We start from the raw sequence: 26792 nt of genomic DNA, 5'->3' as shown, positions 1-26792 counted from the left end.
ACCAGCATCGGACGTTCGCCGATGAACTGGCCTCTGACCTCACCCCGGAGGGATCGGTAAGAAGTGCTCCTTAGAAAGGAGGTGATCCAGCCGCACCTTCCGGTACGGCTACCTTGTTACGACTTCGTCCCAATCGCCAGTCCCACCTTCGACAGCTCCCTCCCACAAGGGGTTGGGCCACCGGCTTCGGGTGTTACCGACTTTCGTGACGTGACGGGCGGTGTGTACAAGGCCCGGGAACGTATTCACCGCAGCAATGCTGATCTGCGATTACTAGCAACTCCGACTTCATGGGGTCGAGTTGCAGACCCCAATCCGAACTGAGACCGGCTTTTTGAGATTCGCTCCACCTCACGGTATCGCAGCTCATTGTACCGGCCATTGTAGCACGTGTGCAGCCCAAGACATAAGGGGCATGATGACTTGACGTCGTCCCCACCTTCCTCCGAGTTGACCCCGGCGGTCTCCTGTGAGTCCCCATCACCCCGAAGGGCATGCTGGCAACACAGGACAAGGGTTGCGCTCGTTGCGGGACTTAACCCAACATCTCACGACACGAGCTGACGACAGCCATGCACCACCTGTACACCGACCACAAGGGGGGCACCATCTCTGATGCTTTCCGGCGTATGTCAAGCCTTGGTAAGGTTCTTCGCGTTGCGTCGAATTAAGCCACATGCTCCGCTGCTTGTGCGGGCCCCCGTCAATTCCTTTGAGTTTTAGCCTTGCGGCCGTACTCCCCAGGCGGGGAACTTAATGCGTTAGCTGCGGCACCGACGACGTGGAATGTCGCCAACACCTAGTTCCCACCGTTTACGGCGTGGACTACCAGGGTATCTAATCCTGTTCGCTCCCCACGCTTTCGCTCCTCAGCGTCAGTAATGGCCCAGAGATCCGCCTTCGCCACCGGTGTTCCTCCTGATATCTGCGCATTTCACCGCTACACCAGGAATTCCGATCTCCCCTACCACACTCTAGCTAGCCCGTATCGAATGCAGACCCGGGGTTAAGCCCCGGGCTTTCACACCCGACGTGACAAGCCGCCTACGAGCTCTTTACGCCCAATAATTCCGGACAACGCTTGCGCCCTACGTATTACCGCGGCTGCTGGCACGTAGTTAGCCGGCGCTTCTTCTGCAGGTACCGTCACTTTCGCTTCTTCCCTGCTGAAAGAGGTTTACAACCCGAAGGCCGTCATCCCTCACGCGGCGTCGCTGCATCAGGCTTGCGCCCATTGTGCAATATTCCCCACTGCTGCCTCCCGTAGGAGTCTGGGCCGTGTCTCAGTCCCAGTGTGGCCGGTCGCCCTCTCAGGCCGGCTACCCGTCGTCGCCTTGGTGAGCCATTACCTCACCAACAAGCTGATAGGCCGCGGGCTCATCCTTCACCGCCGGAGCTTTCAACCACCACCCATGCGAGTGGCAGTGATATCCGGTATTAGACCCCGTTTCCAGGGCTTGTCCCAGAGTGAAGGGCAGATTGCCCACGTGTTACTCACCCGTTCGCCACTAATCCACCCCGAAGGGCTTCATCGTTCGACTTGCATGTGTTAAGCACGCCGCCAGCGTTCGTCCTGAGCCAGGATCAAACTCTCCGTGAATGTTGTCCCGTAATCGGGATGACACCACGAGAGCGGAACAGCCGGGCGGAATAAGCCCAGCCGTTCACAGCGTCCTCGCTGTGTTTTGCTTCAAAGGAACCTCGACCACCGGATGATTCCGGCAGACGGGGTATCAACATATCTGGCGTTGATTTTTGGCACGCTGTTGAGTTCTCAAGGAACGGACGCTTCCTTTGTACTCACCCTCTCGGGCTTTCCTCCGGGCGCTTCCCTTCGGTCTTGCGTTTCCGACTCTATCAGACCGTTTCCCGATCCGATTTCCTCGGTGCTTTCCAGGTTTCCGCTTTCGCGTTTCCCTTTCCGGCGGTTCCGACTCTATCAGATCCTTTCGGGCCTGACTCCCAGTCAGCGGGCTTGTCCTCGCGGCCGTTGGGCCGTTCCGACGAGTGAGACTTTAGCGGATTCCCGGCCCCCGAGCTAATCGGGGTCCGCGTCCTTTCGAACGTGGATTCCTCATTTCGCGAATACACACGCCAATGACGCGGCACCCAGACAGATTTCGACTGGTCGCCGAGTTGTGGTTGGTACTTGCGGAATGATTGTCCGGGGACCGACCGGAGTCGGCGCTCACGTCGAACAACTCGGAGAACACTACGTAGCGGAAGAGGGCGTGTCAACTTGACTCCGGACGGCACCCGGGAGGCGTACTCTCTGCGGCATGACTACGTGTACGTGCACCCAGCTGTGGTGGGCCGCCTGACGGCGGCCGCGCTCACGTATGCGTTCAACGGCCGCCGACTCGGCGGCCGTTCTCGTTTCTCCCTCCAGAGCTCCTGAGGGTCGGCCGGCCGGGGACGGCGGCCTCGACCAGGAGGTGGAGCAGGGATGGGACGGGTTTTCAGTGGAGTCAAGCCGACCGGGCATCTGACGCTGGGGAACTACCTGGGAGCCATGCGGCAGTGGGCCGCGGTGGACCAGCACCGAGCGGACGCGCTGTTCTGCGTCGTGGATCTGCACGCCCTGACCGTGGACCACGATCCGGCGCGGGTGCGCAGGCTCAGTCGGCAGTCGGCGACGCTGTTGCTTGCGGTGGGACTCGATCCGGCGTTGTGCACCGTGTACCTGCAGAGTCACGTCGACGAGCACGCGCGGCTGTCGTATCTGCTCGAGTGTGTGGCGACCGACGGCGAGATGCGGCGGATGATCCAGTACAAGGAGAAGGCCGCGCGCGAGCGTGAGCGGGGCGGGAGTGTGCGGCTCTCCCTGCTGACCTACCCGGTGCTGATGGCGGCGGACATCCTGGCGTACGGGGCTCACGAGGTACCGGTCGGGGACGACCAGGCGCAGCATGTGGAGCTGGCTCGGGACCTGGCGGTGCGGTTCAACCAGCGGTACGGGCATACGTTCGTGGTGCCTCGGGCCACGCTTCCCTCAGTGGCGGCACGGGTCATGAACCTGCAGGAGCCGGCTTCGAAGATGGGCAAGTCCGACGACTCCGGGCCGGGGATCGTCTATCTGCTCGACGAGCCGGACGTGGTGCGGAAGAAGGTCATGCGGGCCGTGACCGACAGTGGGCAGGACGTCGTCTACGACCGGGAGGAGCGGCCGGGGGTCGCGAATCTGCTGGAGATCCTGGCTGCCTGTACGGGTGGGAACCCGGAGGAGCTGAGCGGTGTATATGAGACGTACGGGTCCTTGAAGAAGGACACCGCGGAGGCCGTGGTCGAGCTCCTCAGGCCCGTACAGGAGAGGCACAGGGCGCTGTGCGCCGATCCGGGTTACGTGGAGGGGGTGCTGCGGGATGGTGCGGAGAGGGCGCGGGCGATGGCCCGGCCGACCGTCGATGCCGCTTATCGCGCGATCGGGTTGCTGCCGCCTGCTGCGGATACAGGTGCGGGTGCGGCCGGTGCCGATGCGGGCGATACGGGGGTCGCGCTGAACGCTGCACGGTAGGCGCGTGGGCTGGTGGCGAGACGCGATGCGATGCGAAGTGCTGGCGCATCGTGACCTCGCTGCCGAACCCTGCGCGGCGGGCCACCTCGGGCATCGGCAGGTCGGTGCGCTCAAGGAACCGGAGGGTGTCAATCCTTCTTGCCGGAGGCCAGTTCACGGCTGCGGTCGCGGGCGGCTTCGAGGGCAGCGATGAGGGCGGCTCGCACGCCGTGGTTCTCGAGTTCGCGGATGGCGTTGATGGTCGTGCCCGCGGGAGAGGTGACATTCTCGCGGAGCTTGACCGGGTGTTCGCCGCTGTCGCGGAGCATCGTCGCCGCGCCGATCGCGGACTGGACGATCAGGTCGTGGGCCTTGTCGCGGGGCAGGCCGAGCAGGATGCCGGCGTCCGTCATGGCTTCGACGAGGTAGAAGAAGTACGCCGGGCCCGAGCCGGAGAGTGCGGTGCAGGCGTCCTGCTGGGACTCGGGGACGCGGAGGGTCTTGCCGACTGCGCCGAAGATCTCCTCGGCGTGGGCGAGGTGGTCGGAGGTGGCGTGGGTGCCGGCGGAGATGACGGACATGGCCTCGTCCACGAGGGCGGGGGTGTTCGTCATGACGCGGACGACGGGGGTGCCGGCGGCCAGGCGCTCCTCGAAGAAGGAGGTGGGGATACCGGCGGCTCCGCTGATGATCAGGCGGTCGGCGGGGACGTGCGGGGCGAGGTCGTCCAGGAGGGTGCCCATGTCCTGCGGCTTGACCGTGAGGATCAGTGTGTCGGCGGTCTTGGCGGCTTCCGGGTTGGTGACCGGGGTGACTCCGTAGCGGGCGCGGAGTTCCTCGGCTCGCTCCGGGCGGCGGGCCGTGACCAGGAGGTCGGCGGGCGCCCAGCCTCCGCGGATCATTCCGCTGAGCAGGGCCTCGCCGATCTTGCCGGTGCCGAGGACTGCGACTTTCTGGGTCATGGCTGGGGTGCCCTCCGGGGGTGCGTCGTCCGGGGTCCATCCTCGCACCGCGGGCGGGAGGGCGGCTCCGGTGTCCGGTGGGCGGAACGTTGCCCTGCGGGTGGCCGTCGGGTTTTTCTCGCCCCGCCGCCCCTACCCGTCCCGTCCCCAGGGGCTCTGCCCTTTCGACCCCGCCAAGGGGCTCCGCCCTCTGGACCCCCGATCGGCCTTAACGGCCTCGTCCTCAAACGCCGGGCGGGCTGAGTCGTACGGATCGGCGTTCGAGACGTCACGCCGTCCTGCGCCTCAGGGTTGCCGCGCCCAGACCCAGCACCAGCAGCGCGCAGCCCGCCACGATCAGGACGTCGCGGACGAAGGTGGCTGTCATGTCGGTGTGTTTGAGGACCTCGTTCATCCCGTCGACGGCGTAGGACATGGGGAGGACGTCGGAGATGGCTTCGAGGGCAGGGTGCATGGAGGAGCGGGGGGTGAACAGGCCGCAGAGGAGGAGTTGGGGGAAGATCACGGCCGGCATGAACTGGACGGCCTGGAATTCGGAGGCCGCGAAGGCCGAGACGAAGAGGCCGAGGGCGGTGCCGAGGAGGGCGTCCAGCAGGGCGACCAGGAGCAGCAGCCAGGGGCTGCCGGTGACGTCCAGGCCGAGGAACCAGACCGCGAGGCCGGTGGCCAGGGCCGACTGGATGATCGCGAGGGTGCCGAAGGCGAGGGCGTAGCCCGCGATCAGGTCGCCTTTGCCCAGTGGCATGGCTAGGAGGCGTTCGAGGGTGCCGGAGGTGCGTTCGCGCAGGGTGGCGATGGACGTGACCAGGAACATCGTGATGAGGGGGAAGATGCCGAGGAGTGAGGCGCCGATGTTGTCGAAGGTGCGCGGGCTGCCGTCGAAGACGTAGCGCAGCAGGAACAGCATCACGCAGGGGATGAGGATCAGCATCGCGATGGTGCGTGGGTCGTGGCCGAGCTGGCGCAGGACCCGGGCCGCGGTGGCGGTGGTGCGGGAGGCGCTGAGGGCGCCGGTGGGGGCGGTCGCCGTCGTCGTGCCGGTCGTGGTCGTCGTCGTACTCATCGGGTGGTCTCCTTCTCGCGGGTGGCGGCGGTCGCCTCGTCGACCAGGTGCAGGAAGGCTGCCTCGACCGTTGCGGAGCCGGTGCGGGTGCGCAGGGCGTCGGGGGTGTCGTCGGCGAGGATCTCGCCGTCGCGCATCAGGAGGAGGCGGTGGCAGCGCTCGGCCTCGTCCATGACGTGGGAGGAGATGAGGAGGGTCGCGCCGCGGTCGGCGGCGAGGGAGTGGAAGAGGTTCCACAGGTCGCGGCGCAGGACCGGGTCCAGGCCGACGGTGGGTTCGTCGAGGACGAGGAGTTCCGGGGTGCCCAGGAGCGCCACGGCCAGGGAGACGCGGCTGCGCTGGCCGCCCGAGAGGTTGCCGCCGAGGGAGTCGGCGTGGCTGGTGAGGTCGACGTCGGTGAGGACGCGGTCGGTGTCCTGGCGGCGGTCGGCGGCGCTGCGGCCCGGGGCCAGGATCGCCGTGAAGTAGTCGAGGTTCTGGCGGACCGTCAGGTCGTCGTAGACGGAGGGGGCCTGGGTGACGTAGCCGATGCGGGTGCGGAGGGTGGGGTGGCCGGCCGGGCTGCCCAGGACCTCCAGGGTGCCGGTGACCTTGGCCTGGGTGCCGACGATCGAGCGCATGAGGGTTGATTTGCCGCAGCCCGAGGGGCCGAGGAGGCCGGTGATCTGGCCGCGCGGGACGGTGAAGTCGAGGCCGCGCAGGACGGTGCGGGGGCCGCGGACGACGGTGAGGTCCTCGGCCCGGACGGCGGGCGCGGGGGGATCCGCGGGCGGACTCGGCGAGTAATTCATCATGCGATGAATAATGCTCTCGCGTGGTGGTGTCGTCAAGCGGCATCACCAAGGGGCGTGTTCGGCGGCGCAGGCGCGTGGAGGTGTGATCGGAGGCGGAGGGTCCGGTTGGTGTGCGTCGGCGTTCACGGGCCGGAAACACGAACCGGATGCGGAACCAACTCCCGTTCCCGCAATGGATTTCACTTCGTCGAGCCCGGCGGTGGACCGGCTGCACCGCGGACCTCGGACGGACTACGACCGGGAGCTGATGGCGCAGGGCGCGGGGAACGCGGTGTGCGGGGCTCTCGGTGCGCTGCCCATGACGGCGGTGATCGTGTGGAGCGCGGCTGGGGGTGCCCCCTCTGGGGGAGTGCAGGCCGGGGCGCGGACCAAGGCCTCGCGGGTGCTGCACGGGGTGTGGCTGCTGCTGTTCACGGCCGTCGTGCCCGGGGTGCTCGGGCTGATTCCGGTGGCGGCACTGGCCGCGCTGCTGGTGCACGCCGGGTGCCGGCTCGTTCCGGTGCGGGAGGTGCGGGGGCTGTGGCGGGAGCATCGTGGGGAGGCCGTCGTGCTGGTGGTGACGGCCGGGGCGATCGTGGTGGGGAACCTGTTGGAGGGGGTGGTGGTCGGGCTGACGCCGGCCGTGGCGAAGACGGCGTGGGACACCAGTCATGTGCAGGTGGAGACCGAGGACCGGGGCGAGGCGGGGATCGTCGTACGGGTGCTGGGGCATGCGACGTTCCTGCGGCTGCCGAAGCTGCTGGACGCGTTGGAGGCGCTGCCGCACGACCGGGAGGTGCGGTTGGACCTGGGCGGTCTGCGGCATGTGGACCACGCGTGTGCGGCGGCCCTGGAGGGGTGGGCCGCCGCACGGGGTCATGAGTTGGTGGCCACGAGCAGTTCGACGACGTAGGTCTCCTCGACGGCCCCGTCCGGGAAGGCAGCGAGCAGGTGGCCGCGCTCCTCGGTGAGGAAGGCGGCGCTGCTCTCCTCTCCGTGGACCAGGAAGATCGAGTGGCTGCCGATGTTGGCGAGGTGGGTGTCGACGGGGACGCGGCGGCTCCAGCGCACCCGGCGGTCGGAGAACCGCAGGCGGCCGGTGGGGTCGGCGAGCGCGGAGCGGTCGCCGCTGCCGTTTCTGTCCACGGCCCTGTCGATGCCGAAGTGACGCCCGATCCGGACGGCCTGCTCGTCGATCCACGGGACGTCCGGGGCGCTCTTGTTCCACCACAGCGCGAGTGCTCCGCCCGGCCGCAGTACCCGCAGGGCCTCCGGCACCGAGCGGGCGGGCTCGGTCCAGTGCCAGGCCTGGGCGTAGGTCAGGAGGTCGGCGGAGGCGGAGGCGAGGGGGAGGTCGTTGCCGTTGCCCCTGACGATCGGGATTCCGGGGTGGGCACGGCGGAACTCGGCTGCCATGCCGTCGCCGGGCTCCACCGCGACGACGTCCGCACCGCGAGCGGCCAGGAGCGCGGTCGCGATGCCGGTCCCGGCGCCGACGTCCGCCACGCGCGCGCCCTTGAGCGGACGGCCGGCGAGGTCCTCGATCGCGTCGAAGAGGGCCGGTGGATAGGAGGGGCGGTTGGCGGCGTACTGGGCTGCGGCGGCGTTGAAGGAGTGGGCGCGGGTGGGCTGCGACGAGGCGGTCATGAGGCCATGGTGGCGCGGGGTGGGTGCAGGAGGCAGCGAGTTTTGGTGAGAAGGCGATGGCCCGGCGAGCGGGGGGCGGCCCAGGGGGTGTTGTTTGGATCAGGTCGGCCGTGAGGAGTGGTGCGTCCTTGCCGGCCCGAGCGGGGTTCGATGCGTGCATGGGCATCGCGAGAGCTTCGCGAGGGCGTCGTGAGCAGACGGGAGTGTGGTGGCAGGGCCTAGCGGCGGCGCTTCTTCGACGGGTTGCCCGTGCGGCGGGTGCTGCGCTTCTTGTGCTGGTCGAGGGCTGCCTCGTACTCCTCGCGATGGAGTTTCTCGCCGGGGGCCTCGGTGAGGGAGCGGAAGAAATAGGCGAGGAGGGAGCCTACGAAGCCGATGGCGAGCAGGCCGCGGAGGGAGGACTGGCGCTCGAGGTCGGGGCGCTTGGCGAAGGCGTCCCAGGTGTGACGGAAGGCGAGGGCACTGCAGATCGCGAACATCGCGACGACGAGGATGCTCACGAATGCACCGGTGTCCGCAAGTTGGAGGCCTTCGAAGGCGAAGCGCAGGACCAGGCAGGAGGCGGCGGCGGTCGCCAGGGAGCCGACGGCGACCGCGATGCGGCGGGCGGTGTAGCCGTTGTCGTGCCCCACCCAGGTGGTGCCGAAGAAGCGCAGGGGTTCTGGGCGGGGGCCTGGGGAGCCCACGGTGTCCTGGGTGCCGGTTTCGTCGCTCACAGGACGATTATGGCTCCCGGGTGGGCGCGGGCTCCCCTGGGATCAGGCGCAGCGGGAGGCTACGTAGCCGTCGCTGCCGGTGTTGACGTAGGCGTCCGCGACGAACTCGCCGTTGTCGACGTTGTCCCAGATGTTCGACGTGCCGTAGTAGCCGGACACCGTCGTACCCGGTGTCTGGCAGAAAATCGCGACCTTCGCGCCCACGGGCAGCTCGCGGACGATGCCGTACTGGGTGCCCGGACCGCTGCGCACGTTGAGTCGCGCGCCCGGTGCCACGTCGTAGTAGCGCAGTGAGGCCGCGTTCGCCGTGGCTGCCGAGCCGAGCACCATGAGGAGGGCTCCGGCGGCGCCGGCGAGCAGGACGGATCTGCGTCTTCGGGATGTCATCTGGATTCTCCGAGTGGTGAGAGTCAGTCAGCCGCAGCGGGAGGCGACGTAGCCGTCGCTGCCGGTGAGTACGTACGCGTCCGAGATGTATTCGCCGTTGCTGACGTTGTCCCAGATGTTCGAGGTGCCGTACGGGCCTGCCACATTCGTCCCCGGCGTCTGGCAGTAGATCGGCACACGAGAGCCCTCAGGCAGCACGCGGACGACCGTGTAGCCGGTGCCGGGGCCGCTGCGGACGTTGACACGGAAGCCCGGTGCGACCTGATACGTCTTCACGGTCGCCGCGGCGATCGCCTCGCCGGTTCCCGCCGCCTCTTCTGCGCGGTCAACAGACATGAAAAACCTCCCCCGTTGGACCCCATGAACGCCATGGGGCCCCGATGATTCCCATAAAACACGCCATGAAACACACGTACACAACTCGCACACGAAGGCTAGCAAGCCGCCTCCGTCTCGCACGAGTCATCGACTAGGCTCCGTGCGTCGCGCGCGCGGAAGAACAGCACGGGGGTGGTTCCATGGCGCCACAGCAGAACACGGGAGCGGGCGCGGAAGCGGAACATCCCGCATACGCCGGGCACTACCGTCTGGAGTCATGTCTCGGCTCGGGCGGCATGGGTGTCGTGCACCTGGCCCGGAGCACCTCGGGGATGAAGCTCGCGGTAAAGGTCGTACACGGCCAGTTCGCCAGGGATCCCGAGTTCAGGGGGCGTTTTCGGCAGGAAGTGGCCGCGGCGCGCAGAGTCAGCGGCGCCTTTACGGCGTCCGTCGTCGACGCCGACCCGGAAGCCGAACGGCCCTGGATGGCCACCCTGTTCATCCCCGGCCCGACCCTTTCCGATCATGTGAAGCGGAATGGGGCGATGCCTCCGGCGCAGCTGCGTCGGCTGATGGCGGGACTCGCCGAGGCACTGCGCGACATCCACCGCGTCGGCGTCGTGCACCGAGATCTGAAGCCGAGCAATGTGCTGCTCGCCGAGGACGGTCCGAAGGTCATCGACTTCGGCATTTCTCGGCCAAAGGACAGCGAACTGCGAACCGAGACGGGCAAGTTGATCGGCACTCCGCCGTTCATGGCGCCCGAGCAGTTCAGAAGACCCCGCGAAGTCGGCCCCGCCGCCGATGTGTTCGCGCTCGGGTCCGTGATGGTCCACGCGGCGACCGGGCGCGGTCCGTTCGACTCCGACAGCCCGTACGTCGTCGCCTACCAGGTCGTGCACGACGAGCCGGACCTGACCGGCGTACCGGAGAATCTCGCACCGCTCGTGCTGCGTTGCCTCGCCAAGGAGCCCGAGGACCGGCCCACACCGGACGAGTTGATGCACGAGTTGCGGTCTGTCGCGGCCTCGTACGACACGCAGGCGTTCATACCGGCACAGCGCACGGGGCAGGTGACGAGACCCGAGCCCGGCGGTGAGCCGGAGCGGCGGCCCGCCCCGAGCTCGCGCAGAAAGTGGATCCTGGCCGCCGTCACGCTCGGCGTCGTCGCGGTCGCCGCGCTCGCCTCGGTTCCGCTGCTGAACGGCGGCGGCCCCACGGCGGAAAGCAGCACCGCACGGAGCGGGTCTCCCGAGAGCAGGTTCAGCGGCTGGGAGGCGAAGCCTGTCTCCACCGACGCGGGTATGCCGCAGTGTTCGTCCGGAGCGGGACGGCTGGTGTGTGCCCAGCGCGGGGTCGTCTTCGCTCTCGATGCGTCCGACGGCAGCCTTCTGTGGCGGCACTCCGTCGCCGAGACGGTCAGGAACGGACCACCGGTCGTGTCGGGCGGTCTCGTCCAGCCGCTGACGGACCGACGCGAGCACCTGGCGGCACTCGATCCCGCCTCGGGCAGGGTGAGTTGGCAGCGGAGCCTGTCCGCGTACAGCGGGCTGCAGAGCGCCGGCGGCATGCTGCTGGTCACCGGCTCCGACGCGTCGGTCACGGGCGTGGACAGTTCCTCGGGCCGTACGAAATGGAAACGGGACTTCCCCGGTCGGCGTGATCCCTACTTCGCCTCGTTCCCCGGGGATCCCCTCGCCTACACCACGTACACCTCCGACGCGTCGAACACCCGGGTCACGGCCGTGGATCCGACCACGGGCGACGTGCGGTGGGACGCACGGCTGAAGGGCGACCTCACGCCCGTCGGCGCCGACGACGGGTCGGTCTACTTCCTGGCCGTCGACCGCGCCGAGGGCACCACGACAGCGGTCGTCCGCTACTCGCCGGCATCCCGGACCTCACACCGCATGGCGCTCCCGGTACCGCTCGTGGATGCCCGGGCCTCCGTGCGCGGGGGCGTCGTCCACCTCCTCGCCGCCGGCGGCTCGCTGGAGGCCGTCGACATGAACACCCGCAAGCTGCTCTGGCACGTCGAGACCTCCGTGAACCGGGGTTCCGAGCCGGTCGCCGACTCCCGCCACGTGTACGTCACGACCGCCGACGGGCGCCTGCTGGCCGTGGACGCACGCAAGGGGACCTTCGCCGGACAGACCCCGCCGCGCCTCGGCGGGAACTCGGGCCAGGTCGTGGGCTCCCTGCCGCAGCCCGTGATCATCGGCACCCGCGTCTACGCCACGGCCCCCGACGGCACCGTCTTCGCCGTGGACGCCCGCAAGCCCTCCGCCTGGTGACACAAGGGCGGGCCGCCCCCGAAGAGACGGCCCGCCCGGAAAATCCTCAGCCCAGCCGAACGCTCAGCCCAGCTGCAAGCTCAGCTCAGCCCAGCTTCGACACGTCCCGTACCGCGCCCTTGTCCGCGCTGGTGGCCATCGCCGCGTAGGCCCGCAGCGCCGCCGACACCTTGCGCTCGCGGTTCTTCGGGGCGTACACGCCGCCCAACGCCTGCTCGCGGCGGGCGAGTTCGGCGTCGTCGACCAGGAGGTCGATCGTGCGGTTCGGGATGTCGATGCGGATGCGGTCGCCGTCCTGGACCAGGGCGATGGTGCCGCCGGACGCCGCCTCGGGGGAGGCGTGGCCGATGGACAGGCCCGAGGTGCCGCCGGAGAAGCGGCCGTCCGTGATCAGTGCGCAGGTCTTGCCGAGGCCGCGGCCCTTGAGGAAAGACGTCGGGTAGAGCATCTCCTGCATGCCGGGGCCGCCCTTGGGGCCCTCGTAGCGGATGACCACCACGTCGCCGTCGGTCACCTGCTTGTTGAGGATCTTCTCGACGGCCTCCTCCTGCGACTCGCAGACGACCGCCGGGCCCTCGAAGGTCCAGATCGACTCGTCGACGCCGGCGGTCTTCACCACGCAGCCGTCGACCGCCAGGTTGCCCTTGAGGACCGCCAGGCCGCCGTCCTTCGAGTAGGCGTGCTCCGCGGAACGGATGCAGCCCTCGGCCGCGTCCTCGTCCAGCGCCGCCCAGCGCTCGGACTGCGAGAACGCCTCGGCGGAGCGGACACAGCCCGGGGCCGCGTGCCACAGTTCGAGCGCCTTCGGTGACGGGGAGCCGCCGCGCACGTCCCAGGTCTTCAGCCAGTCCGCCAGGGAGGGGCTGTGGACCGAGTGCACGTCCTCGTTCAGGAGGCCGGCCCGGTGCAGTTCGCCCAGCAGGGCCGGGATGCCGCCCGCGCGGTGCACGTCCTCCATGTAGTACGTGCGGTTCTTGGCGACGTTCGGGGCGACCTTCGCGAGGCACGGCACGCGGCGCGAGACCTCGTTGATCTCCTCCAGGCCGAAGGGGACGCCCGCCTCCTGGGCCGCCGCCAGCAGGTGCAGGATCGTGTTGGTGGAGCCGCCCATCGCGATGTCCAGGGCCATCGCGTTCTCGAAGGCCGCGATGGTGGCGACGTTACGCGGCAGGACCGTCTCGTCGTCCTGCTCGTAGTAGCGGCGGGTGACGTCCATGACCGTGCGGGCCGCGTCGACGTACAGCTGCTTACGGGCCGTGTGGGTGGCCAGGACCGAGCCGTTGCCGGGGAGCGAGAGGCCGATGGCCTCCGTGAGGCAGTTCATCGAGTTGGCGGTGAACATGCCGGAGCAGGAGCCGCAGGTCGGACAGGCGTTCTCCTCGATACGGAGGATGTCCTCGTCCGAGATTTTGTCGTTCACGGCGTCGGAGATCGCGTCGACCAGGTCGAGCGTACGGACCGTGCCGTCGACGAGCGTCGCGCGGCCGGACTCCATCGGGCCGCCGGAGACGAAGACCGTCGGGATGTTCAGGCGCAGGGCCGCGTTCAGCATGCCCGGGGTGATCTTGTCGCAGTTGGAGATGCAGATCAGGGCGTCGGCGCAGTGCGCCTCGACCATGTACTCCACGCTGTCGGCGATCAGGTCGCGGGAGGGGAGCGAGTAGAGCATCCCTCCATGTCCCATCGCGATGCCGTCGTCGACGGCGATCGTGTTGAACTCGCGCGGGATGCCGCCGGCCTCGACGATCGCCTCACTGACGATCCGGCCGACCGGCTGCAGGTGGGTGTGGCCCGGCACGAACTCCGTGAAGGAGTTGGCGACCGCGATGATCGGCTTGCGGCCGATGTCCGCGCCGGGTACACCGGAGGCGCGCATAAGGGCGCGGGCGCCCGCCATGTTGCGGCCGTGGGTGACTGTGCGGGACCTCAGCTCGGGCATCGTCGCTCGCTCCTTCGGAGAGTTCTGACTGAGTCGAGCGTACGCCCGTTGCTCCAAGGGATGGACACCGTGTCCGGAATGCGGGACGCGCGTCTCGTTCAGAGGTCACGGGCCGGCCTGAGACGGAGCGGAGGCCGACCGGCGACGGACCGGAGACGGACCGGAGGCCGGTCAGGGCCCGGTCAGATGCCTGTGCACCACCGGTGCCACCCGCGCGATGATCTGCTCGACGTCCGCCGACGCCAGCGGTTCCACCTTGATCACGTAGCGCAGCATCGCGCATCCCACGAGCTGCGCGGCCGCCAGCTCGGCCCGCAGCTCCGCGTCCGGCAGATCCAGCTGGGGGGCGATCCGGCGCAGCAGCTGGGAGGCGATCAGCCGGCGGAAGACGGCGGCCGCGGCCTCGTTGTTCACGGCGGAGCGCACGATCGCCAGCAGGGGCGTACGGGTGGTGGGGTTCTCCCAGATGCCGAAGATGAAGCGGGTGAGCCGCTCTCCGACGTCGGCCTGCGGGCCGTCGGCGAGTGCCTCCGGCGCGTTCAGCGCGGGCGCGAAGGCGACCTCGATCGCCGCCTCGAAGACCTGCTCCTTGGTGCCGAAGTAGTGGTGCACCAGCGCCGAGTCCACACCGGCCGCCTTCGCGATGCCCCGTACCGACGTCTTCTCGTATCCGCGTTCGGAGAACTCCTCGCGGGCGACGGTCAGGATGCGGTCGCGGGTGTCGGCGGACTCCGTACGCGTACGACGTCCCCGGCGCCGGGCGGTCGGGTCGGGCGCCTCGGTCACCGCCGGGTCACCTTCACCGCGGACGCCAGATGAAGGCGCGTGAAGGCCAGCGCCTCCGCCAGATCGGCCTCGCGTTCCGCGCCGGACATCGCGCGCCGGGTGTTCACCTCGATGACGACGTGCCCGTCGAAGCCGGTCAGGGCGAGACGCTCCAGCAGCTCGGCGCAGGGCTGGGTGCCGCGCCCGGGGACGAGGTGCTCGTCCTTGGCCGACCCCCTGCCGTCGGCCAGGTGGACGTGGCCGAGGCGGTCGCCCATGCGGTCGACCATGTGCATCGCGTCGGAGCGGGCCGTCGCGCTGTGACTGAGGTCGATCGTGAAGTGACGGTAGTCCTCCTTCGTCACGTCCCAGTCGGGGGCGTACGCGAGCATCTCGCGGTCGCGGTAGCGCCAGGGGTACATGTTCTCGACGGCGAACCGTACGTCCGTCTCGTTCGCCATGCGCCAGATGCCGCTCACGAAGTCGCGGGCGTACTGGCGCTGCCAGCGGAAAGGGGGGTGCACCACGACCGTGGTCGCCCCCAGCTTCTCCGCCGCCGCCCGTGCGCGCTGGAGCTTGACCCACGGGTCGGTGGACCACACGCGTTGCGTGATGAGCAGGCAGGGGGCGTGCACGGCCAGGATCGGGATCCGGTGGTAGTCACTGAGTCTGCGCAGTGCCTCTATGTCCTGGCTGACCGGGTCGGTCCACACCATGACCTCGACCCCGTCGTACCCGAGGCGCGCGGCGATCTCGAAGGCCGTCGCCGTGGACTCCGGGTACACCGAGGCCGTGGACAGCGCGACCTTCGCATCCGGGATGCGCACGACTGGCTCCGCCATGGGGGACAGGTTACGGGTTGGCGTTGGCTGCTGCGGGGCGCCTATTGGCCGTTGTGGGGTTCGCCACGGGCGGTGCGGGGATTTGTGGCTGCTCGCGCCCCGCGGCGCAGCCGCAAGTGTCACAGCCCCGCGCCCCCTTGGGGCGCCCTACGCCGAACCCATGTGATCGAGGCGGCGCAGGATTACGCCCTCTCGCAGGGCCCACGGGCAGATTTCCAGGCTCTCCACGCCGAACAGGTCCATGGCGCCCTCGGCCACCAGGGCGCCTGCGAGGAGCTGGCCCGCGCGGCCCTCCGAGACTCCGGGGAGTTCGGCCCGCTGGGCCACCGACATGCCTGCGAGCTGGGGGACCCAGGCCTCCAGCGACTCGCGCTTCAGGTCGCGCTGGACGTACAGGCCCTCCGTGGACCGTGCCGCTCCGGCGATGCGCGCCAGTTGCTTGAACGTCTTCGACGTGGCCACGACATGATCCGGGGCGCCGAAGCGGGTGAACTCGCCCACCGTGCGGGCGATCTGGGCGCGTACGTGCCGGCGCAGGGCCCTTATGGACTCGGGGTCGGGCGGATCGCCGGGGAGCCAGCCGTTGGTGAGGCGCCCGGCGCCGAGCGGCAGGGAGACAGCCGCGTCGGGCTCCTCGTCCATGCCGTAGGCGATCTCCAGGGAACCGCCGCCGATGTCGAGGACGAGCAGCTTGCCCACGGACCAGCCGAACCAGCGGCGGGCGGCGAGGAAGGTGAGCCGCGCCTCCTCGGCGCCGGTGAGGACCTGGAGCTCGACGCCGGTCTCGGCCTGCACGCGCGCGAGGACGTCGTCGGCGTTGCTGGCCTCGCGCACCGCGGAGGTCGCGAACGGCAGCACGTCCTCGACGCCCTTGTCCTCGGCGGCCTGCAGGCACTCGTGGACGACGGCGATGAGTTTGTCGACCCCGTCGGGGCCGATGGCTCCGGACTCGTCGAGGAGTTGGGCAAGGCGCAGCTCCGCCTTGTGCGAATGCGCGGGCAGGGGGCGCGCGCCCGGGTGCGCATCCACCACCAGCAGATGCACCGTGTTCGATCCCACGTCGAGGACACCGAGTCTCATGTACGGAACGCTACTGCCAGCTGAGCGCTCTTCCGTATTCGATGGAGCGTCGGGAGCCTTACGCTGGTCCTGTGCCAAAGACGAAAACGGCCAAGGCCGACAAGTCGGCAGGGTCTGCCGAGTCCGCCAAGGGCTCTTCGCAGGTGAAGCCGCCGAAGCAGGCGATGATGTCGAAAAAGGCCCGGAAAGCCGACGAGAAGGGCCTCGACTTCGCGCGCGCATGGGTGGAGTTTCCGGATCCGGCAGACGACGAACAGGTCTTCCGGTGCGATCTGACATGGCTGACCTCCCGGTGGAACTGCATCTTCGGCAGCGGCTGCCAGGGCATCCAGGCGGGCCGCGCGGACGACGGCTGCTGCACGCTGGGCGCGCACTTCTCCGACGAGGACGACGAGAAGCGCGTGGCAGGGCATGTGGCGAGGCTCACGCCGGAGATCTGGCAGCACCATGACGAGGGCGTGGAGCACGGCTGGGTCTCGGAGGACGAGGACGGCGACCGTCAGACCCGTCCCTTCCAGGGCTCGTGCATCTTCCAGAACCGGGCCGGATTCGCGGGCGGCGCGGGCTGCTCGCTGCACATCCTGGCCCTGAAGGAGGGCCGTGAGCCGCTGGAGACCAAGCCGGACGTGTGCTGGCAGCTGCCCGTGAGGCGGACGTACGACTGGATCGACCGGCCCGACGACACACGCGTGCTGCAGGTGTCGATCGGCGAGTACGACCGCCGGGGCTGGGGTCCGGGCGGCCACGACCTGCACTGGTGGTGCACGTCGGCGACCTCGGCGCACGGCGCGGGCGACCCGGTGTACGTGTCCTACCGGGCGGAGCTGACCGAGCTGATGGGCAAGGCGGGATACGACCGCCTCGTCGAGCTGTGCGAGGAGCGGCTGGCCTCCCAGCTGCCGCTGCTGGCGGCGCATCCGGCGGACCCGGTCGGCTAGGGCGGGTCGGGCGCACCGGGCCTGCCGCGGGAGAGGGCGCCTCTTGGTCGGCCTGGTCGGGATGTGGACCTGGATCGGGATCGGGTCCGCGACCGGAGAACTGCTGCGAGGGTGCCCCTCCGGAGGAGTGTTGGCCGGGCCCCCGCTTCGGAGGAGTGCGGGCCGGGCGCCCGCGGCGCCGGGTCGGTCCGGCGGGCAGTCGTCGGGGCCCGCGCTCATGACGTCCCGGGGCTCGGGTCCTCGCCGTCGCCGGGTGGTGGCGTCGAGCCGGTCGGGGCCGTCGGGGCGGAGGCCGTCGGCGTGGGGTCCGGGCCGGGCGAGGAAGGCGGGGCGCTCGGAGTGGGGTCCGAGGATGCCGAGGTGGTCGGGGTCGGGTGGGACGAGGGCGGTGGGTTCCCGGGGCCGCCCGGACCGGGGGCGGTAGGGCTGGGCGCGGTGCCGTAGCCCTCGATGGTCACGACGGCGCCGGCCGGTGCCACCGCCACCTGTGCACGCCAGGAGCCGGACGGCTCGCGCAGATGGTCGACGTACACCTTGATCGTCAACGATTCGCCGGACGCGAGCGTTCCCGACGACTGGCTCAGGTAGAGCCAGGAGGCTCCCGTGGACGCGGACCAGCGCACCGGTCCGGGTCCGGTGGCGGTGAGGGTGACGAGCGTGGTGTCGCCGTTGTTGCCGGCCGAGACGTCGAGGCGTCCGGTGCCTTTTCCCATGGCGCCGGCGACGCTGAGGACCTCCACGGAGACGTCCGGTTCGTTGCCCTTGCCGAAGCGGCCGCCGGGTGTGGTGCGGGCGTTGCCGGCGTTCTCGTAGCCGCCGCCCGCCGCCTCTCCGGCGAGGCTGTCGGGGCCGTGTGCCTCGCTGGCGGTGACGGAGCGGCCGTCGGTGCCCGCGTCGGCCGGTGAGCCCCGGTAGGCGGCCCACAGGGCGAGCACGGGGGCCGCCACCACGGTGGCGACGACCGTCGTCGTGACGGCACGCGCGCGTAGGCGGTCCCGGCGGGCGGCGCGGTCCTTGGGGTCCATCGGGAAGCCGCGCCGGTCGAAGCGGGGAACGGCGGTGCCACGCGCGCGTGGGTGGTGGCTGTGCGCCACGTGCAGGGCCGCGCCGGGTGCCTCCAGGACGGGCAGCTCGGCAGGGGTGACCATCGCCCCGGGCCAGCGGCCGGGGACCGCGCGCTCGGCGCTGCGGCGGCAGCACGGGCAGTCGTCGACGTGCCGGACGAGCTCCTTGCGCAGGGCCGAGCTGAGCACCAACTGGTTGTCGCCGGTGAGCCGGGCGACGCTCGGGCAGCCTCCGGTCTCGACGACGGCGAGGGCCGCGCGCGTGCGCTCCACCTCGCAGGCGGCGGAGGCGAGCAGTTCGCGGGCGGTGGCGGGGTCCAGGCCGAGCACGGCGGCGACCTCGTGGGCGGCGAGGTGGTGGCGCACGGCGAGTTCGAGCGCCTCGCGCTGTTCCGGAGTGGTGCCGGCGGCCTCCGGCCAGGCCAGCAGGGCGAGTTCGCTGCGGCGCTGTTCCTGGACCTCGTCGGCCACAGGTTCGGCGGAGCGTTTCCGCTCGGCGCCGCCCCGACCCGCCGCGTGGGTGCTCAGACGTTCCTGCTTGGCTTCGGCCAGCTTGCGCAGACAGGCCCAGCGGGCCAGCGCGTACAACCAGGCCCGGCGGTCCCCCGACGTCTCCGGGCCGCGACGCCGCTCGGCGAGAGCGAGAGCCTCGCCGAGGGCCGCGGTCGCCGCATCGTGGTCGCACAGCACGGACAGGCAGTAGGTGAACAGCCCGTCCAGATACGGCTCGTAGCGCGCGGGCGGCCGCTGCGCCAGCGTGCGCGCCGCTGCGCGGTCGCGCGCCTCCCGGCGCGCCCGGTGTGCGCCGGTGATGCGGGGCGAGGTCTCCGGACTGCTGGTCGTCATCCGTGGACCGTAGGCGGCGGAGACCAGGGGCTTCTTCCCCCTTGCGCACATTTACTCCGTACGGGTGAAACGATCCCTCAATAGGGGACAGGAACCTTTCGTTCCGTGGCTGGTTCGCGGTGTGACTGGCTGGTTTACGCCAGGCACCGCGGCTCACGCGCTCGGTAGGGCGCCCCTTTCGGACCCGCGTTGTCAGTGCCGCCGGTTACGGTTCTCGACATGGCTGCCCGTACCAAGACCACCAAGGACCGTCCGTCCTACCGCTGCAAGGAGTGCGGCTGGCAGACGGCCAAGTGGCTCGGCCGCTGCCCCGAGTGCCAGGCCTGGGGGACGATCGAGGAGTACGGCGCGCCCGCGGTCCGTACGACGACTCCGGGCCGAGTGACCACGTCCGCGGTGCCCATCGGCCAGGTCGACGGCCGGCAGGCCACCGCCCGCTCGACCGGCGTGCCCGAGCTGGACCGGGTGCTCGGCGGCGGGCTCGTGCCCGGCGCGGTGGTGCTGCTCGCGGGCGAGCCCGGCGTCGGCAAGTCGACGCTGCTGCTGGATGTCGCGGCCAAGTCGGCGAGCGACGAGCACCGCACGCTGTACGTCACGGGTGAGGAGTCGGCGAGCCAGGTGCGGATGCGCGCCGACCGCATCAAGGCCATCGACGACCATCTGTACCTGGCCGCCGAGACCGATCTGGCCGCCGTGCTCGGCCACTTGGACGCGGTGAAGCCGTCGCTTCTCATCCTCGACTCCGTGCAGACCGTCGCCTCCCCGGAGATCGACGGCGCCCCCGGCGGCATGGCGCAGGTCCGCGAGGTCGCCGGCGCGCTCATCCGCGTCTCCAAGGAGCGCGGCATGTCGACGCTCCTTGTGGGCCATGTCACCAAGGACGGCGCGATCGCGGGCCCGCGCCTTCTCGAACACCTCGTGGACGTCGTCCTGAGCTTCGAGGGAGACCGGCACGCGCGCCTGCGTCTCGTACGGGGCGTCAAGAACCGCTACGGCGCCACGGACGAGGTCGGCTGCTTCGAACTGCACGACGAGGGCATCACAGGCCTTGCCGACCCAAGCGGACTTTTCCTGACCAGGCGTGACGAACCGGTCCCCGGCACCTGTCTGACGGTCACCCTGGAGGGCCGCCGCCCCCTCGTCGCCGAGGTCCAGGCGCTCACCGTCGACTCACAGATCCCCTCCCCACGGCGTACGACGTCCGGTCTGGAGACCTCCCGCGTCTCGATGATGCTCGCGGTGCTGGAGCAGCGCGGCCGGATCAGCGCGCTCGGCAAGCGGGACATCTACTCCGCGACGGTCGGTGGAGTGAAGCTCTCCGAGCCCGCCGCCGACCTCGCCGTCGCCCTCGCGCTGGCGTCGGCCGCGAGCGACACCCCTCTGCCCAAGAACCTGGTCGCGATCGGTGAAGTCGGCCTCGCGGGCGAGGTGAGACGGGTCACGGGCGTCCAGCGCCGGCTCGCCGAAGCGCACCGTCTGGGCTTCACGCACGCGCTCGTTCCGGGCGACCCCGGCAAGATCCCTCCGGGCATGAAGGTCCTGGAAGTAGCCGACATAGGGGACGCTCTGAGGGTCCTTCCGCGCTCCCGTCGCCGAGAGGCCCCACAGGACCAGGAGGACCGCCGGTAGACTTTGCCCTGGTCTCGCCCATCCGTACGAACCAAGTGTGCGAAACGGGGGCGTCCCAGAACCTGCGACCGGAGGAGTGCAGTGGCAGCCAACGACCGGGCGGCAGCTCCCGGAAAATCCGGTGGGAGTTCCGGTGCCGATGGCCTGATGCGCGCCTCGCTGAGCGCCGTGGCTCCCGGTACCGGCCTGCGCGACGGCCTTGAGCGCGTACTCCGCGGCAACACCGGCGGACTCATCGTGCTCGGCTTCGACAAGACCGTCGAAACCATGTGCACGGGCGGTTTCGTGCTCGACGTCGAGTTCACGGCCACGCGCCTGCGCGAGCTGTGCAAGCTCGACGGCGGCATCGTGCTGTCCTCGGACCTGTCGAAGATCCTGCGGGCGGGCGTGCAGTTCCTGCCCGACGCGACGATCCCGACCGAGGAGACCGGCACCCGGCACCGCACGGCGGACCGCGTCTCGAAGCAGGTCGGCTTCCCGGTCGTCTCCGTCTCCCAGTCGATGCGCCTGATCGCCCTCTACGTCGACGGCCAGCGCCGCGTCCTGGAGGACTCCGCGGCGATCCTGTCCCGCGCCAACCAGGCCCTGGCGACCCTGGAGCGCTACAAGCTCCGCCTGGACGAGGTCGCGGGCACGCTGTCGGCGCTGGAGATCGAGGACCTGGTGACGGTCCGCGATGTGTCGGCGGTGGCCCAGCGTCTGGAGATGGTGCGCCGCATCGCGACCGAAATCGCCGAATACGTGGTCGAACTGGGCACCGACGGGCGTCTGCTGGCCCTGCAGCTCGACGAGTTGATCGCGGGCGTGGAGCCCGAGCGCGAGCTGGTGGTCCGGGACTACGTCCCCGAGCCCACGGCCAAGCGCTCGCGCACGGTCGACGAGGCGCTCTACGAACTCAATGCCCTCGCCCACGCCGAGCTTCTCGAACTGCCCACGGTGGCAAGGGCGTTGGGATACACCGGGGCTCCGGAAACCCTGGACTCGGCGGTCTCGCCGCGCGGCTTCCGCCTGCTGGCCAAGGTGCCGCGTCTCCCGGGCGCCATCATCGACCGTCTTGTGGAGCACTTCGGCGGACTGCAGAAGCTGCTCGCCGCGAGCGTCGACGACCTGCAGACCGTCGACGGCGTCGGCGAGGCACGGGCCCGGAGCGTTCGGGAAGGTCTGTCGCGGCTGGCCGAGTCCTCCATTCTGGAGCGGTACGTCTGAGTTCCTGCCCCGGTGCCCCAACGCCTGGGCACTTCCCCCCGGTTGACCCAAATACCGTTGCGTGGAGTGATCATGCGAGGTAGCGTGACGCCGACCGTTTCGTTCGATTTTCAATTCGAACTCGGAGGGGGAACTCCATGAAGAAACGCCTGATAGGAATGTTCGCCGCGGCGGCGGTTCTCGCCCCAGCGTTGGCCCTTGCGGGCTCAGGGCAGGCATTCGCCGCCGGCAACCCGGTCACCTGGAAGAACAACTGGACCGACGGTTACCTGGCGTACAACAACTCCCGCGTCCGTCTGGTTTCCGGCACTGGCTACTCCACAGGCTGGACCGAGTACAGGCAGTCCGACGGCACCTACTTGTTGAAGTTCACTGGCAACGGGAAGTGCCTCGACAGCAACAGCGACGGTGACGTGTACCTTCTCGCCTGCAACGGTGGCGACTACCAGAAGTGGTACGAGATCCACGAGTCCACCGGCTGGGTCCTCAAGGACAAGGCCACCGGGCTCGTCCTCGACACGGGGGGCACCGGAGTGGTCTACACCGACAGGCGAGGCGCCTCCACGAACTCGGCCCAGCACTGGAGCTGAACCTCAGTTCACACCACAGTGAAGAGACACCCCCGGCCTCGTCGAGACCGGGGGTGTCCCCTTTCCCGACCGTCCCGGACGGCCCGCAGAGTCCCTGCTCAGTCGGCCGACAGCACAAAAGACGCCTGCACCTTCCCGAACCCGGGCGCCGCCGCCTCCACCAGATACGTGCCGGCCCCGGCAGACCCCGCCGCAGGCGTCGCGCACTCGGGAGCGCTCGGCTTCCGGTCCCACTTCACCGAGTAGGTGATACTGCTGCGGTTGGACACCCGGAACACCAGGTTCCCGGAGCCCTGGGGGCAGTCCGCGGAGGACCAGTAGTTGCTGTGGCTGCCCGCCTGGGTGATCGTCAACACCGCGCTCTTCGGCCCGAGATCGATCTTGCAGTCGAAGCCCGAGGTGTTCGCGGCGGTCAGCAGCAGCATGGGCGTCTGACCGGGCGAGTACGTGTTGCGAAGGCTGCGCACGGACAATTTCACGGAGCTCGTCGTGCAGTTGGGGATCGAGGAACTCGCCGGAATCGCGTCGCCCCGGCCGACCCCGATGCCGGAACCGGCACCGCCCGCACCGCCGCCGGCCGCCCCTTCGGAGCCCCCGGTCCCGGAGTCCGAGCCGGATCCTGACCCCGAACTGCCCCCGGAATCCGACCCGCTGGAGTCCCCGCCGCCCGACTCGTCACGACCGCCCGGCGCTTGGCTGATCGCGGGACCCGAACTCGACGGCCCCGCAGTGATCGTGGGCGCGGGAGTGTTGCCGTTCGCCCCGTCGTCCTTCTTGGCGCCGCCACCGCCCGACAGGACGATCCACGTGGTCAGCAGCGCCAACAGGGCGACCACAGACACGAGTACGGCCCTCCGGCGCCAGTAGATGGTGGAGGGAAGCGGCCCGACAGGATTGCGCATAGATCCCACGGCGCAAACTGTACGAGAGATCGGCGCGTGCACTTGCCCCACCCGCCGCCAGTGCGACAACTTTTCCGGATCATCATCCCGGTTCGCGGGGCGTGCCGGCCCGCACGACGCACCGCACGCTCGACGACCGCCCAACCGCCCGGCGCCATGGCAGGATCGGTAGCCCATGACTGCGCCAACGAAGCCCCCGCACGGCAGCCCCGCCGACGACGCTGCCGACGCCCTCGCGGGCTCCCCTCTCGGCGAGGACCTGCACTCCCCCGTCATCGACTGGTTCGACGAACACGCCCGTGACCTTCCGTGGCGGCTCCCGGAAGCCGGCCCCTGGGGCGTGATGGTCAGCGAGTTCATGCTGCAGCAGACACCGGTGAGCCGCGTGCTGCCCGTGTACGAGCAGTGGCTTGCCCGCTGGCCGCGCCCCGCCGACCTGGCCGAGGAGGCCCCCGGCGAGGCGGTCCGCGCCTGGGGCCGGCTCGGCTACCCGCGCCGCGCCCTCAGACTGCACGGCGCCGCCGTGGCCATAACGGAGCGGCACGGCGGGGACGTACCCACCGACCACGCCCAGCTCCTCGCACTGCCCGGTATCGGCGAGTACACGGCCGCGGCGGTCGCCTCGTTCGCGTACGGGCAGCGGCACGCGGTGCTCGACACGAACGTCCGCCGGGTCTTCGCGCGCGCCGTCACCGGCGTCCAGTACCCGCCGAACGCCACCACCGCCGCCGAACGCAAGCTCGCCCGCGCCCTGTTGCCCGAGGACGAGCCGACCGCCGCACTCTGGGCCGCCGCCTCCATGGAACTCGGCGCGCTGGTCTGCACCGCCAAGAACGAGACGTGCCGGCGCTGTCCCATCGCCGCGCAGTGCGCGTGGCGGCTGGCGGGCAAGCCCGAGCACACGGGGCCGCCGCGGCGCGGGCAGACGTACGCGGGGACGGACCGGCAGGTGCGCGGCAAGCTGCTCGCCGTACTGCGCGAGGCCCACGCACCCGTGCCGCACACGGCCCTGGACCGGGTGTGGCACGAACCGGTGCAGCGCGCGCGGGCGCTCGACGGGCTCGTCTCGGACGGACTCGTGGAGCCACTTCCCGGTGGTTTGTATCGGCTGCCGTTGACGTAACCGCTCGTAACATCACGCCGCATCACACTCCATCACCCTGCCAAATCACCCCATAGCCACATGATTAGGCGCACCTGTTTACCCCGTTCCTGCGTCCGTTACACAACCGACGGACAGCTGATTGCTAGCCGAGCGCTGCTTCGGACAGCGCCGTGACAACACCTCCGTAGCTTCATTTGCGTGCCCGGCAGAAGCGGGCTGTTACGGAACAGACCGACGGCGATCAAGCCGGCCGGGAACGGGGATCGGGAGGCGGTTCGAGATGGCGCAGGGCGAGGTGCTCGAGTTCGAGGAGTATGTCCGCACGCGACAGGACGCGCTGCTGCGCAGCGCCCGCCGGCTGGTCCCGGACCCGGTGGACGCCCAGGACCTGCTCCAGACGGCGCTCGTGCGGACCTACGGCCGCTGGGAGGGCATCGCCGACAAGCGCCTGGCGGACGCCTACCTGCGCCGCGTGATGATCAACACGCGGACCGAGTGGTGGCGGGCCCGGAAACTGGAGGAGGTCCCGACCGAGCAGCTGCCGGACGCCTCGGTCGACGACAACACCGAGCAGCACGCGGACCGGGCGCTGCTCATGGACATCATGAAAGTTCTCGCACCGAAGCAGCGCAGTGTGGTTGTCCTGCGACACTGGGAGCAGATGTCAACGGAGGAGACGGCCGCCGCACTCGGCATGTCGGCCGGAACGGTCAAGAGCACGCTGCACCGGGCGCTCGCCCGGCTCCGCGAGGAGCTGGAGAGCCGCGATCTGGACGCACGCGCGCTGGAGCGTGGGGAGCGGGAGCGTTGCGCGGCCTGACCGGGGCCGGGCCCGAACGGGCCCGAGGCAGTTCACAGGCGGTGATCACGGTGGGGGCCGTGTTCGCCGCCGTCGCCCTTGTCACCACCGCGTGCGGCACGGGGGGCACCGGGGCCCGGGACGAGGGCCCGGCGCACGCGACCGCGGTCGCGGAAGCCGTCGCCTCCCCCTCACCGAGCCCGTCCGGCGGCTACCGGCGGGTGGACGCGGTCTCGCTGGTCAAGGAGGACCCGAAGGTCTCCGCCACGGTGAAGCGGGAGCTGAAGCCGTGCAACGCCGACCACTACCCGGTCGAGGTCTCCTACGGCTATCTGACCGGCGGCTCCGTCAACGACGTCCTCGTCAACATCTCAAGCTGCGGTGACTTCGTGGGCATCGCCACGTACGTGTACCGGGACGTCAAGGGCACGTACGAGAATGTGTTCAAGGCGGAGGAGTCGCCGGTCTACGCCGAGATCGACGGCACCGACCTGACCGTGGCCAAGCAGGTGTACGACACGGACGACCCGGTGTCGAACCCGTCCCGAGAGACCGTGACCACGTACAGATGGAAAGCGGGCCGGTTCGCCCAGCACAGCACCCACGAAACCGACTACAGCGAACTCGACTCCGGCGACGACGACACGCCCACGCCCGCGCCGGACCACTGACCCCCCCCCAACGCACGCACACACACGCACGCACACCACGAGGACAGAGAGCAACGGGATGGCAGAGCAGACCCACGTCCTGTTCGTCGAGGACGACGATGTCATCCGTGAGGCCACCCAGCTCGCCCTGGAGCGGGACGGCTTCGCGGTCACCGCCATGCCCGACGGCCTGTCGGGGCTGGAGGCGTTCCGGGCCGACCGCCCCGACATCGCCCTGCTGGACGTGATGGTCCCCGGTCTGGACGGCGTCAGCCTGTGCCGTCGGATCCGGGACGAGTCCACCGTTCCGGTGATCATGCTGTCGGCGCGCGCCGACTCCATCGACGTCGTCCTCGGCCTGGAGGCGGGCGCCGACGACTACGTGACCAAGCCGTTCGACGGGGCCGTGCTGGTCGCGCGGATCCGGGCCGTACTGCGCCGCTTCGGACACGCGGGCGGCAGCGACCGGACCGAGATCGCGGAGGACCCGCTGACCGGTGCCGTGCTCACCTTCGGGGACCTGGAGGTCGACACCGAGGGCATGGAGGTGCGCCGGGCCGGGCAGCCGGTCGCGCTCACCCCGACCGAGATGCGCCTGCTGCTGGAGTTCTCCTCCGCGCCGGGCACCGTGCTCTCCCGCGACAAGCTGCTGGAGCGTGTCTGGGACTACGGCTGGGGCGGGGACACCCGGGTCGTCGACGTGCATGTGCAGCGGCTGCGGCAGAAGATCGGCCAGGACCGGATCGAGACGGTCCGCGGCTTCGGCTACAAGCTGAAGGCCTGA

23 protein-coding genes, 1 rRNA gene and 2 pseudogenes are annotated in these 26792 nt (G+C 69.7%); 11 read left to right on the top strand and 15 right to left on the bottom strand.

Translation table 11 applies throughout. The features are described 5' to 3' along the window. Window positions 1–74: 74 nt before the first annotated feature. A 16S ribosomal RNA gene (locus OG870_RS26535) occupies window positions 75–1600 on the bottom strand. An 846-nt stretch (window positions 1601–2446) separates the two neighbouring features. Between OG870_RS26535 and trpS the strand changes: the two genes are divergently transcribed. After that, window positions 2447–3514 (top strand): tryptophan--tRNA ligase, encoded by a 1068-nt coding sequence (trpS, locus tag OG870_RS26530; protein WP_266844644.1) that lies wholly within the window; start codon window positions 2447–2449, stop codon window positions 3512–3514. On the opposite strand, the pseudogene OG870_RS26525 reads toward trpS, so the two are convergent. The 4 genes and pseudogenes from OG870_RS26525 to OG870_RS26510 form a co-directional block, all read right to left on the bottom strand. Beyond that, window positions 3412–3635 (bottom strand): annotated as a pseudogene (locus OG870_RS26525) (AraC family transcriptional regulator); the annotation flags it as partial. The gene trpS and the pseudogene OG870_RS26525 overlap by 103 nt on opposite strands. Window positions 3636–3642: 7 nt before the next feature. After that, complete coding sequence (proC, locus tag OG870_RS26520; protein ID WP_266519083.1) at window positions 3643–4455, bottom strand: pyrroline-5-carboxylate reductase; 813 nt, start codon at window positions 4453–4455, stop codon at window positions 3643–3645. 268 nt (window positions 4456–4723) lie between these two features. Next, window positions 4724–5518, bottom strand: a complete 795-nt coding sequence (locus tag OG870_RS26515; RefSeq protein ID WP_266844647.1) for an ABC transporter permease — start codon at window positions 5516–5518, stop codon at window positions 4724–4726. Continuing rightward, entirely contained in the window at window positions 5515–6312 is a 798-nt protein-coding gene (locus tag OG870_RS26510) for an ABC transporter ATP-binding protein (protein WP_266844649.1), read from the bottom strand. The genes OG870_RS26515 and OG870_RS26510 overlap by 4 nt, the downstream gene beginning before the upstream one ends. 187 nt (window positions 6313–6499) lie before the next feature. Here OG870_RS26510 and OG870_RS26505 point away from each other — a divergent pair. Next, window positions 6500–7204 (top strand): annotated as a pseudogene (locus OG870_RS26505) (SulP family inorganic anion transporter); the annotation flags it as partial. Here the strand turns inward: OG870_RS26505 and OG870_RS26500 are convergent. From OG870_RS26500 to OG870_RS26485, 4 genes are all read right to left on the bottom strand, one after another. After that, on the bottom strand, window positions 7168–7938 hold the full coding sequence (locus OG870_RS26500) for a class I SAM-dependent methyltransferase (protein WP_266519077.1): 771 nt from the start codon (window positions 7936–7938) through the stop codon (window positions 7168–7170). The pseudogene OG870_RS26505 and the gene OG870_RS26500 overlap by 37 nt on opposite strands. Window positions 7939–8156: 218 nt before the next feature. Further along, window positions 8157–8654, bottom strand: coding sequence for an EamA/RhaT family transporter (locus tag OG870_RS26495; protein WP_327691551.1), 498 nt, complete (start codon window positions 8652–8654; stop codon window positions 8157–8159). 42 nt (window positions 8655–8696) lie between these two features. Further along, window positions 8697–9041 carry an SH3 domain-containing protein gene (locus tag OG870_RS26490; protein WP_266519073.1) on the bottom strand — a complete coding sequence of 115 codons (345 nt, stop codon included), beginning with the start codon at window positions 9039–9041 and terminating at the stop codon, window positions 8697–8699. Window positions 9042–9068: 27 nt separating this feature from the next. Continuing rightward, complete coding sequence (locus OG870_RS26485) at window positions 9069–9377, bottom strand: SH3 domain-containing protein (RefSeq protein WP_266519071.1); 309 nt, start codon at window positions 9375–9377, stop codon at window positions 9069–9071. Window positions 9378–9559: 182 nt separating this feature from the next. Between OG870_RS26485 and OG870_RS26480 the strand changes: the two genes are divergently transcribed. Next, window positions 9560–11653 carry a serine/threonine-protein kinase gene (locus OG870_RS26480; RefSeq protein WP_266844654.1) on the top strand — a complete coding sequence of 698 codons (2094 nt, stop codon included), beginning with the start codon at window positions 9560–9562 and terminating at the stop codon, window positions 11651–11653. Window positions 11654–11738: 85 nt separating this feature from the next. On the opposite strand, the gene ilvD is transcribed toward OG870_RS26480, so the two are convergent. From ilvD to OG870_RS26460, 4 genes are all read right to left on the bottom strand, one after another. After that, window positions 11739–13592, bottom strand: a complete 1854-nt coding sequence (ilvD, locus tag OG870_RS26475; protein ID WP_266519067.1) for a dihydroxy-acid dehydratase — start codon at window positions 13590–13592, stop codon at window positions 11739–11741. A gap of 171 nt (window positions 13593–13763) precedes the next feature. Continuing rightward, complete coding sequence (locus OG870_RS26470; protein ID WP_266844656.1) at window positions 13764–14378, bottom strand: TetR/AcrR family transcriptional regulator; 615 nt, start codon at window positions 14376–14378, stop codon at window positions 13764–13766. Next, complete coding sequence (locus OG870_RS26465; RefSeq protein WP_266589104.1) at window positions 14375–15199, bottom strand: sugar phosphate isomerase/epimerase family protein; 825 nt, start codon at window positions 15197–15199, stop codon at window positions 14375–14377. Before OG870_RS26465 ends, OG870_RS26470 begins: the two co-directional genes overlap by 4 nt. A gap of 147 nt (window positions 15200–15346) precedes the next feature. Then, on the bottom strand, window positions 15347–16279 hold the full coding sequence (locus OG870_RS26460; protein ID WP_266519061.1) for a Ppx/GppA phosphatase family protein: 933 nt from the start codon (window positions 16277–16279) through the stop codon (window positions 15347–15349). A 71-nt stretch (window positions 16280–16350) separates the two neighbouring features. On the opposite strand from OG870_RS26460, the gene OG870_RS26455 reads away from it, so the two are divergent. Continuing rightward, window positions 16351–17217, top strand: coding sequence for a hypothetical protein (locus OG870_RS26455; RefSeq protein ID WP_266519059.1), 867 nt, complete (start codon window positions 16351–16353; stop codon window positions 17215–17217). A gap of 215 nt (window positions 17218–17432) precedes the next feature. Here OG870_RS26455 and OG870_RS26450 read toward each other — a convergent pair whose 3' ends face one another. Continuing rightward, entirely contained in the window at window positions 17433–19127 is a 1695-nt protein-coding gene (locus OG870_RS26450; RefSeq protein WP_266844659.1) for a BACON domain-containing protein, read from the bottom strand. 219 nt (window positions 19128–19346) lie between these two features. On the opposite strand from OG870_RS26450, the gene radA reads away from it, so the two are divergent. The 3 genes from radA to OG870_RS26435 all read left to right on the top strand — a co-directional run bounded on the left by radA (window position 19347) and on the right by OG870_RS26435 (window position 22552). Next, window positions 19347–20756 carry a DNA repair protein RadA gene (radA, locus tag OG870_RS26445; RefSeq protein ID WP_266519054.1) on the top strand — a complete coding sequence of 470 codons (1410 nt, stop codon included), beginning with the start codon at window positions 19347–19349 and terminating at the stop codon, window positions 20754–20756. A gap of 81 nt (window positions 20757–20837) precedes the next feature. Continuing rightward, entirely contained in the window at window positions 20838–21962 is a 1125-nt protein-coding gene (disA, locus tag OG870_RS26440; RefSeq protein WP_266519052.1) for a DNA integrity scanning diadenylate cyclase DisA, read from the top strand. Between the two features lie 137 nt (window positions 21963–22099). Beyond that, a complete protein-coding gene (locus tag OG870_RS26435; protein WP_266844662.1) occupies window positions 22100–22552 on the top strand; it encodes an RICIN domain-containing protein in 453 nt (150 codons plus the stop codon). 98 nt (window positions 22553–22650) lie between these two features. Here the strand turns inward: OG870_RS26435 and OG870_RS26430 are convergent, their stop codons facing one another. Beyond that, window positions 22651–23463, bottom strand: coding sequence for a hypothetical protein (locus OG870_RS26430; RefSeq protein ID WP_266844664.1), 813 nt, complete (start codon window positions 23461–23463; stop codon window positions 22651–22653). Between the two features lie 166 nt (window positions 23464–23629). On the opposite strand from OG870_RS26430, the gene OG870_RS26425 reads away from it, so the two are divergent. The 4 genes from OG870_RS26425 to cseB all read left to right on the top strand — a co-directional run bounded on the left by OG870_RS26425 (window position 23630) and on the right by cseB (window position 26792). After that, a complete protein-coding gene (locus OG870_RS26425) occupies window positions 23630–24577 on the top strand; it encodes an A/G-specific adenine glycosylase (protein ID WP_266589094.1) in 948 nt (315 codons plus the stop codon). Window positions 24578–24839: 262 nt separating this feature from the next. Next, complete coding sequence (locus OG870_RS26420) at window positions 24840–25379, top strand: SigE family RNA polymerase sigma factor (RefSeq protein WP_266519041.1); 540 nt, start codon at window positions 24840–24842, stop codon at window positions 25377–25379. Then, on the top strand, window positions 25367–26029 hold the full coding sequence (locus tag OG870_RS26415) for a hypothetical protein (RefSeq protein ID WP_266589092.1): 663 nt from the start codon (window positions 25367–25369) through the stop codon (window positions 26027–26029). The genes OG870_RS26420 and OG870_RS26415 overlap by 13 nt, the downstream gene beginning before the upstream one ends. A gap of 58 nt (window positions 26030–26087) precedes the next feature. After that, window positions 26088–26792 (top strand): two-component system response regulator CseB, encoded by a 705-nt coding sequence (gene cseB / locus OG870_RS26410; protein WP_266519037.1) that lies wholly within the window; start codon window positions 26088–26090, stop codon window positions 26790–26792.

The organism is Streptomyces sp. NBC_00461 (genome assembly GCF_036013935.1).
In the GTDB taxonomy this organism is placed as follows: domain Bacteria; phylum Actinomycetota; class Actinomycetes; order Streptomycetales; family Streptomycetaceae; genus Streptomyces.
This window is presented reverse-complemented; position numbering and strand designations above follow the sequence as displayed.

Excerpts from the sequence above, each read along its gene's own strand:
- OG870_RS26435 (WP_266844662.1), top strand. The coding sequence starts at position 22,100 with ATGAAGAAACGCCTGATAGGAATGTTCGCCGCGGCGGCGGTTCTCGCC.
- OG870_RS26510 (WP_266844649.1), bottom strand. The coding sequence starts at position 6,312 with ATGATGAATTACTCGCCGAGTCCGCCCGCGGATCCCCCCGCGCCCGCC.
- OG870_RS26500 (WP_266519077.1), bottom strand. The coding sequence starts at position 7,938 with ATGACCGCCTCGTCGCAGCCCACCCGCGCCCACTCCTTCAACGCCGCC.
- OG870_RS26480 (WP_266844654.1), top strand. The coding sequence starts at position 9,560 with ATGGCGCCACAGCAGAACACGGGAGCGGGCGCGGAAGCGGAACATCCC.
- OG870_RS26515 (WP_266844647.1), bottom strand. The coding sequence starts at position 5,518 with ATGAGTACGACGACGACCACGACCGGCACGACGACGGCGACCGCCCCC.
- OG870_RS26460 (WP_266519061.1), bottom strand. The coding sequence starts at position 16,279 with ATGAGACTCGGTGTCCTCGACGTGGGATCGAACACGGTGCATCTGCTG.
- OG870_RS26420 (WP_266519041.1), top strand. The coding sequence starts at position 24,840 with ATGGCGCAGGGCGAGGTGCTCGAGTTCGAGGAGTATGTCCGCACGCGA.
- OG870_RS26425 (WP_266589094.1), top strand. The coding sequence starts at position 23,630 with ATGACTGCGCCAACGAAGCCCCCGCACGGCAGCCCCGCCGACGACGCT.
- cseB (WP_266519037.1), top strand. The coding sequence starts at position 26,088 with ATGGCAGAGCAGACCCACGTCCTGTTCGTCGAGGACGACGATGTCATC.
- OG870_RS26465 (WP_266589104.1), bottom strand. The coding sequence starts at position 15,199 with ATGGCGGAGCCAGTCGTGCGCATCCCGGATGCGAAGGTCGCGCTGTCC.
- OG870_RS26490 (WP_266519073.1), bottom strand. The coding sequence starts at position 9,041 with ATGACATCCCGAAGACGCAGATCCGTCCTGCTCGCCGGCGCCGCCGGA.
- ilvD (WP_266519067.1), bottom strand. The coding sequence starts at position 13,592 with ATGCCCGAGCTGAGGTCCCGCACAGTCACCCACGGCCGCAACATGGCG.
- proC (WP_266519083.1), bottom strand. The coding sequence starts at position 4,455 with ATGACCCAGAAAGTCGCAGTCCTCGGCACCGGCAAGATCGGCGAGGCC.
- OG870_RS26450 (WP_266844659.1), bottom strand. The coding sequence starts at position 19,127 with ATGACGACCAGCAGTCCGGAGACCTCGCCCCGCATCACCGGCGCACAC.
- OG870_RS26485 (WP_266519071.1), bottom strand. The coding sequence starts at position 9,377 with ATGTCTGTTGACCGCGCAGAAGAGGCGGCGGGAACCGGCGAGGCGATC.
- trpS (WP_266844644.1), top strand. The coding sequence starts at position 2,447 with ATGGGACGGGTTTTCAGTGGAGTCAAGCCGACCGGGCATCTGACGCTG.
- radA (WP_266519054.1), top strand. The coding sequence starts at position 19,347 with ATGGCTGCCCGTACCAAGACCACCAAGGACCGTCCGTCCTACCGCTGC.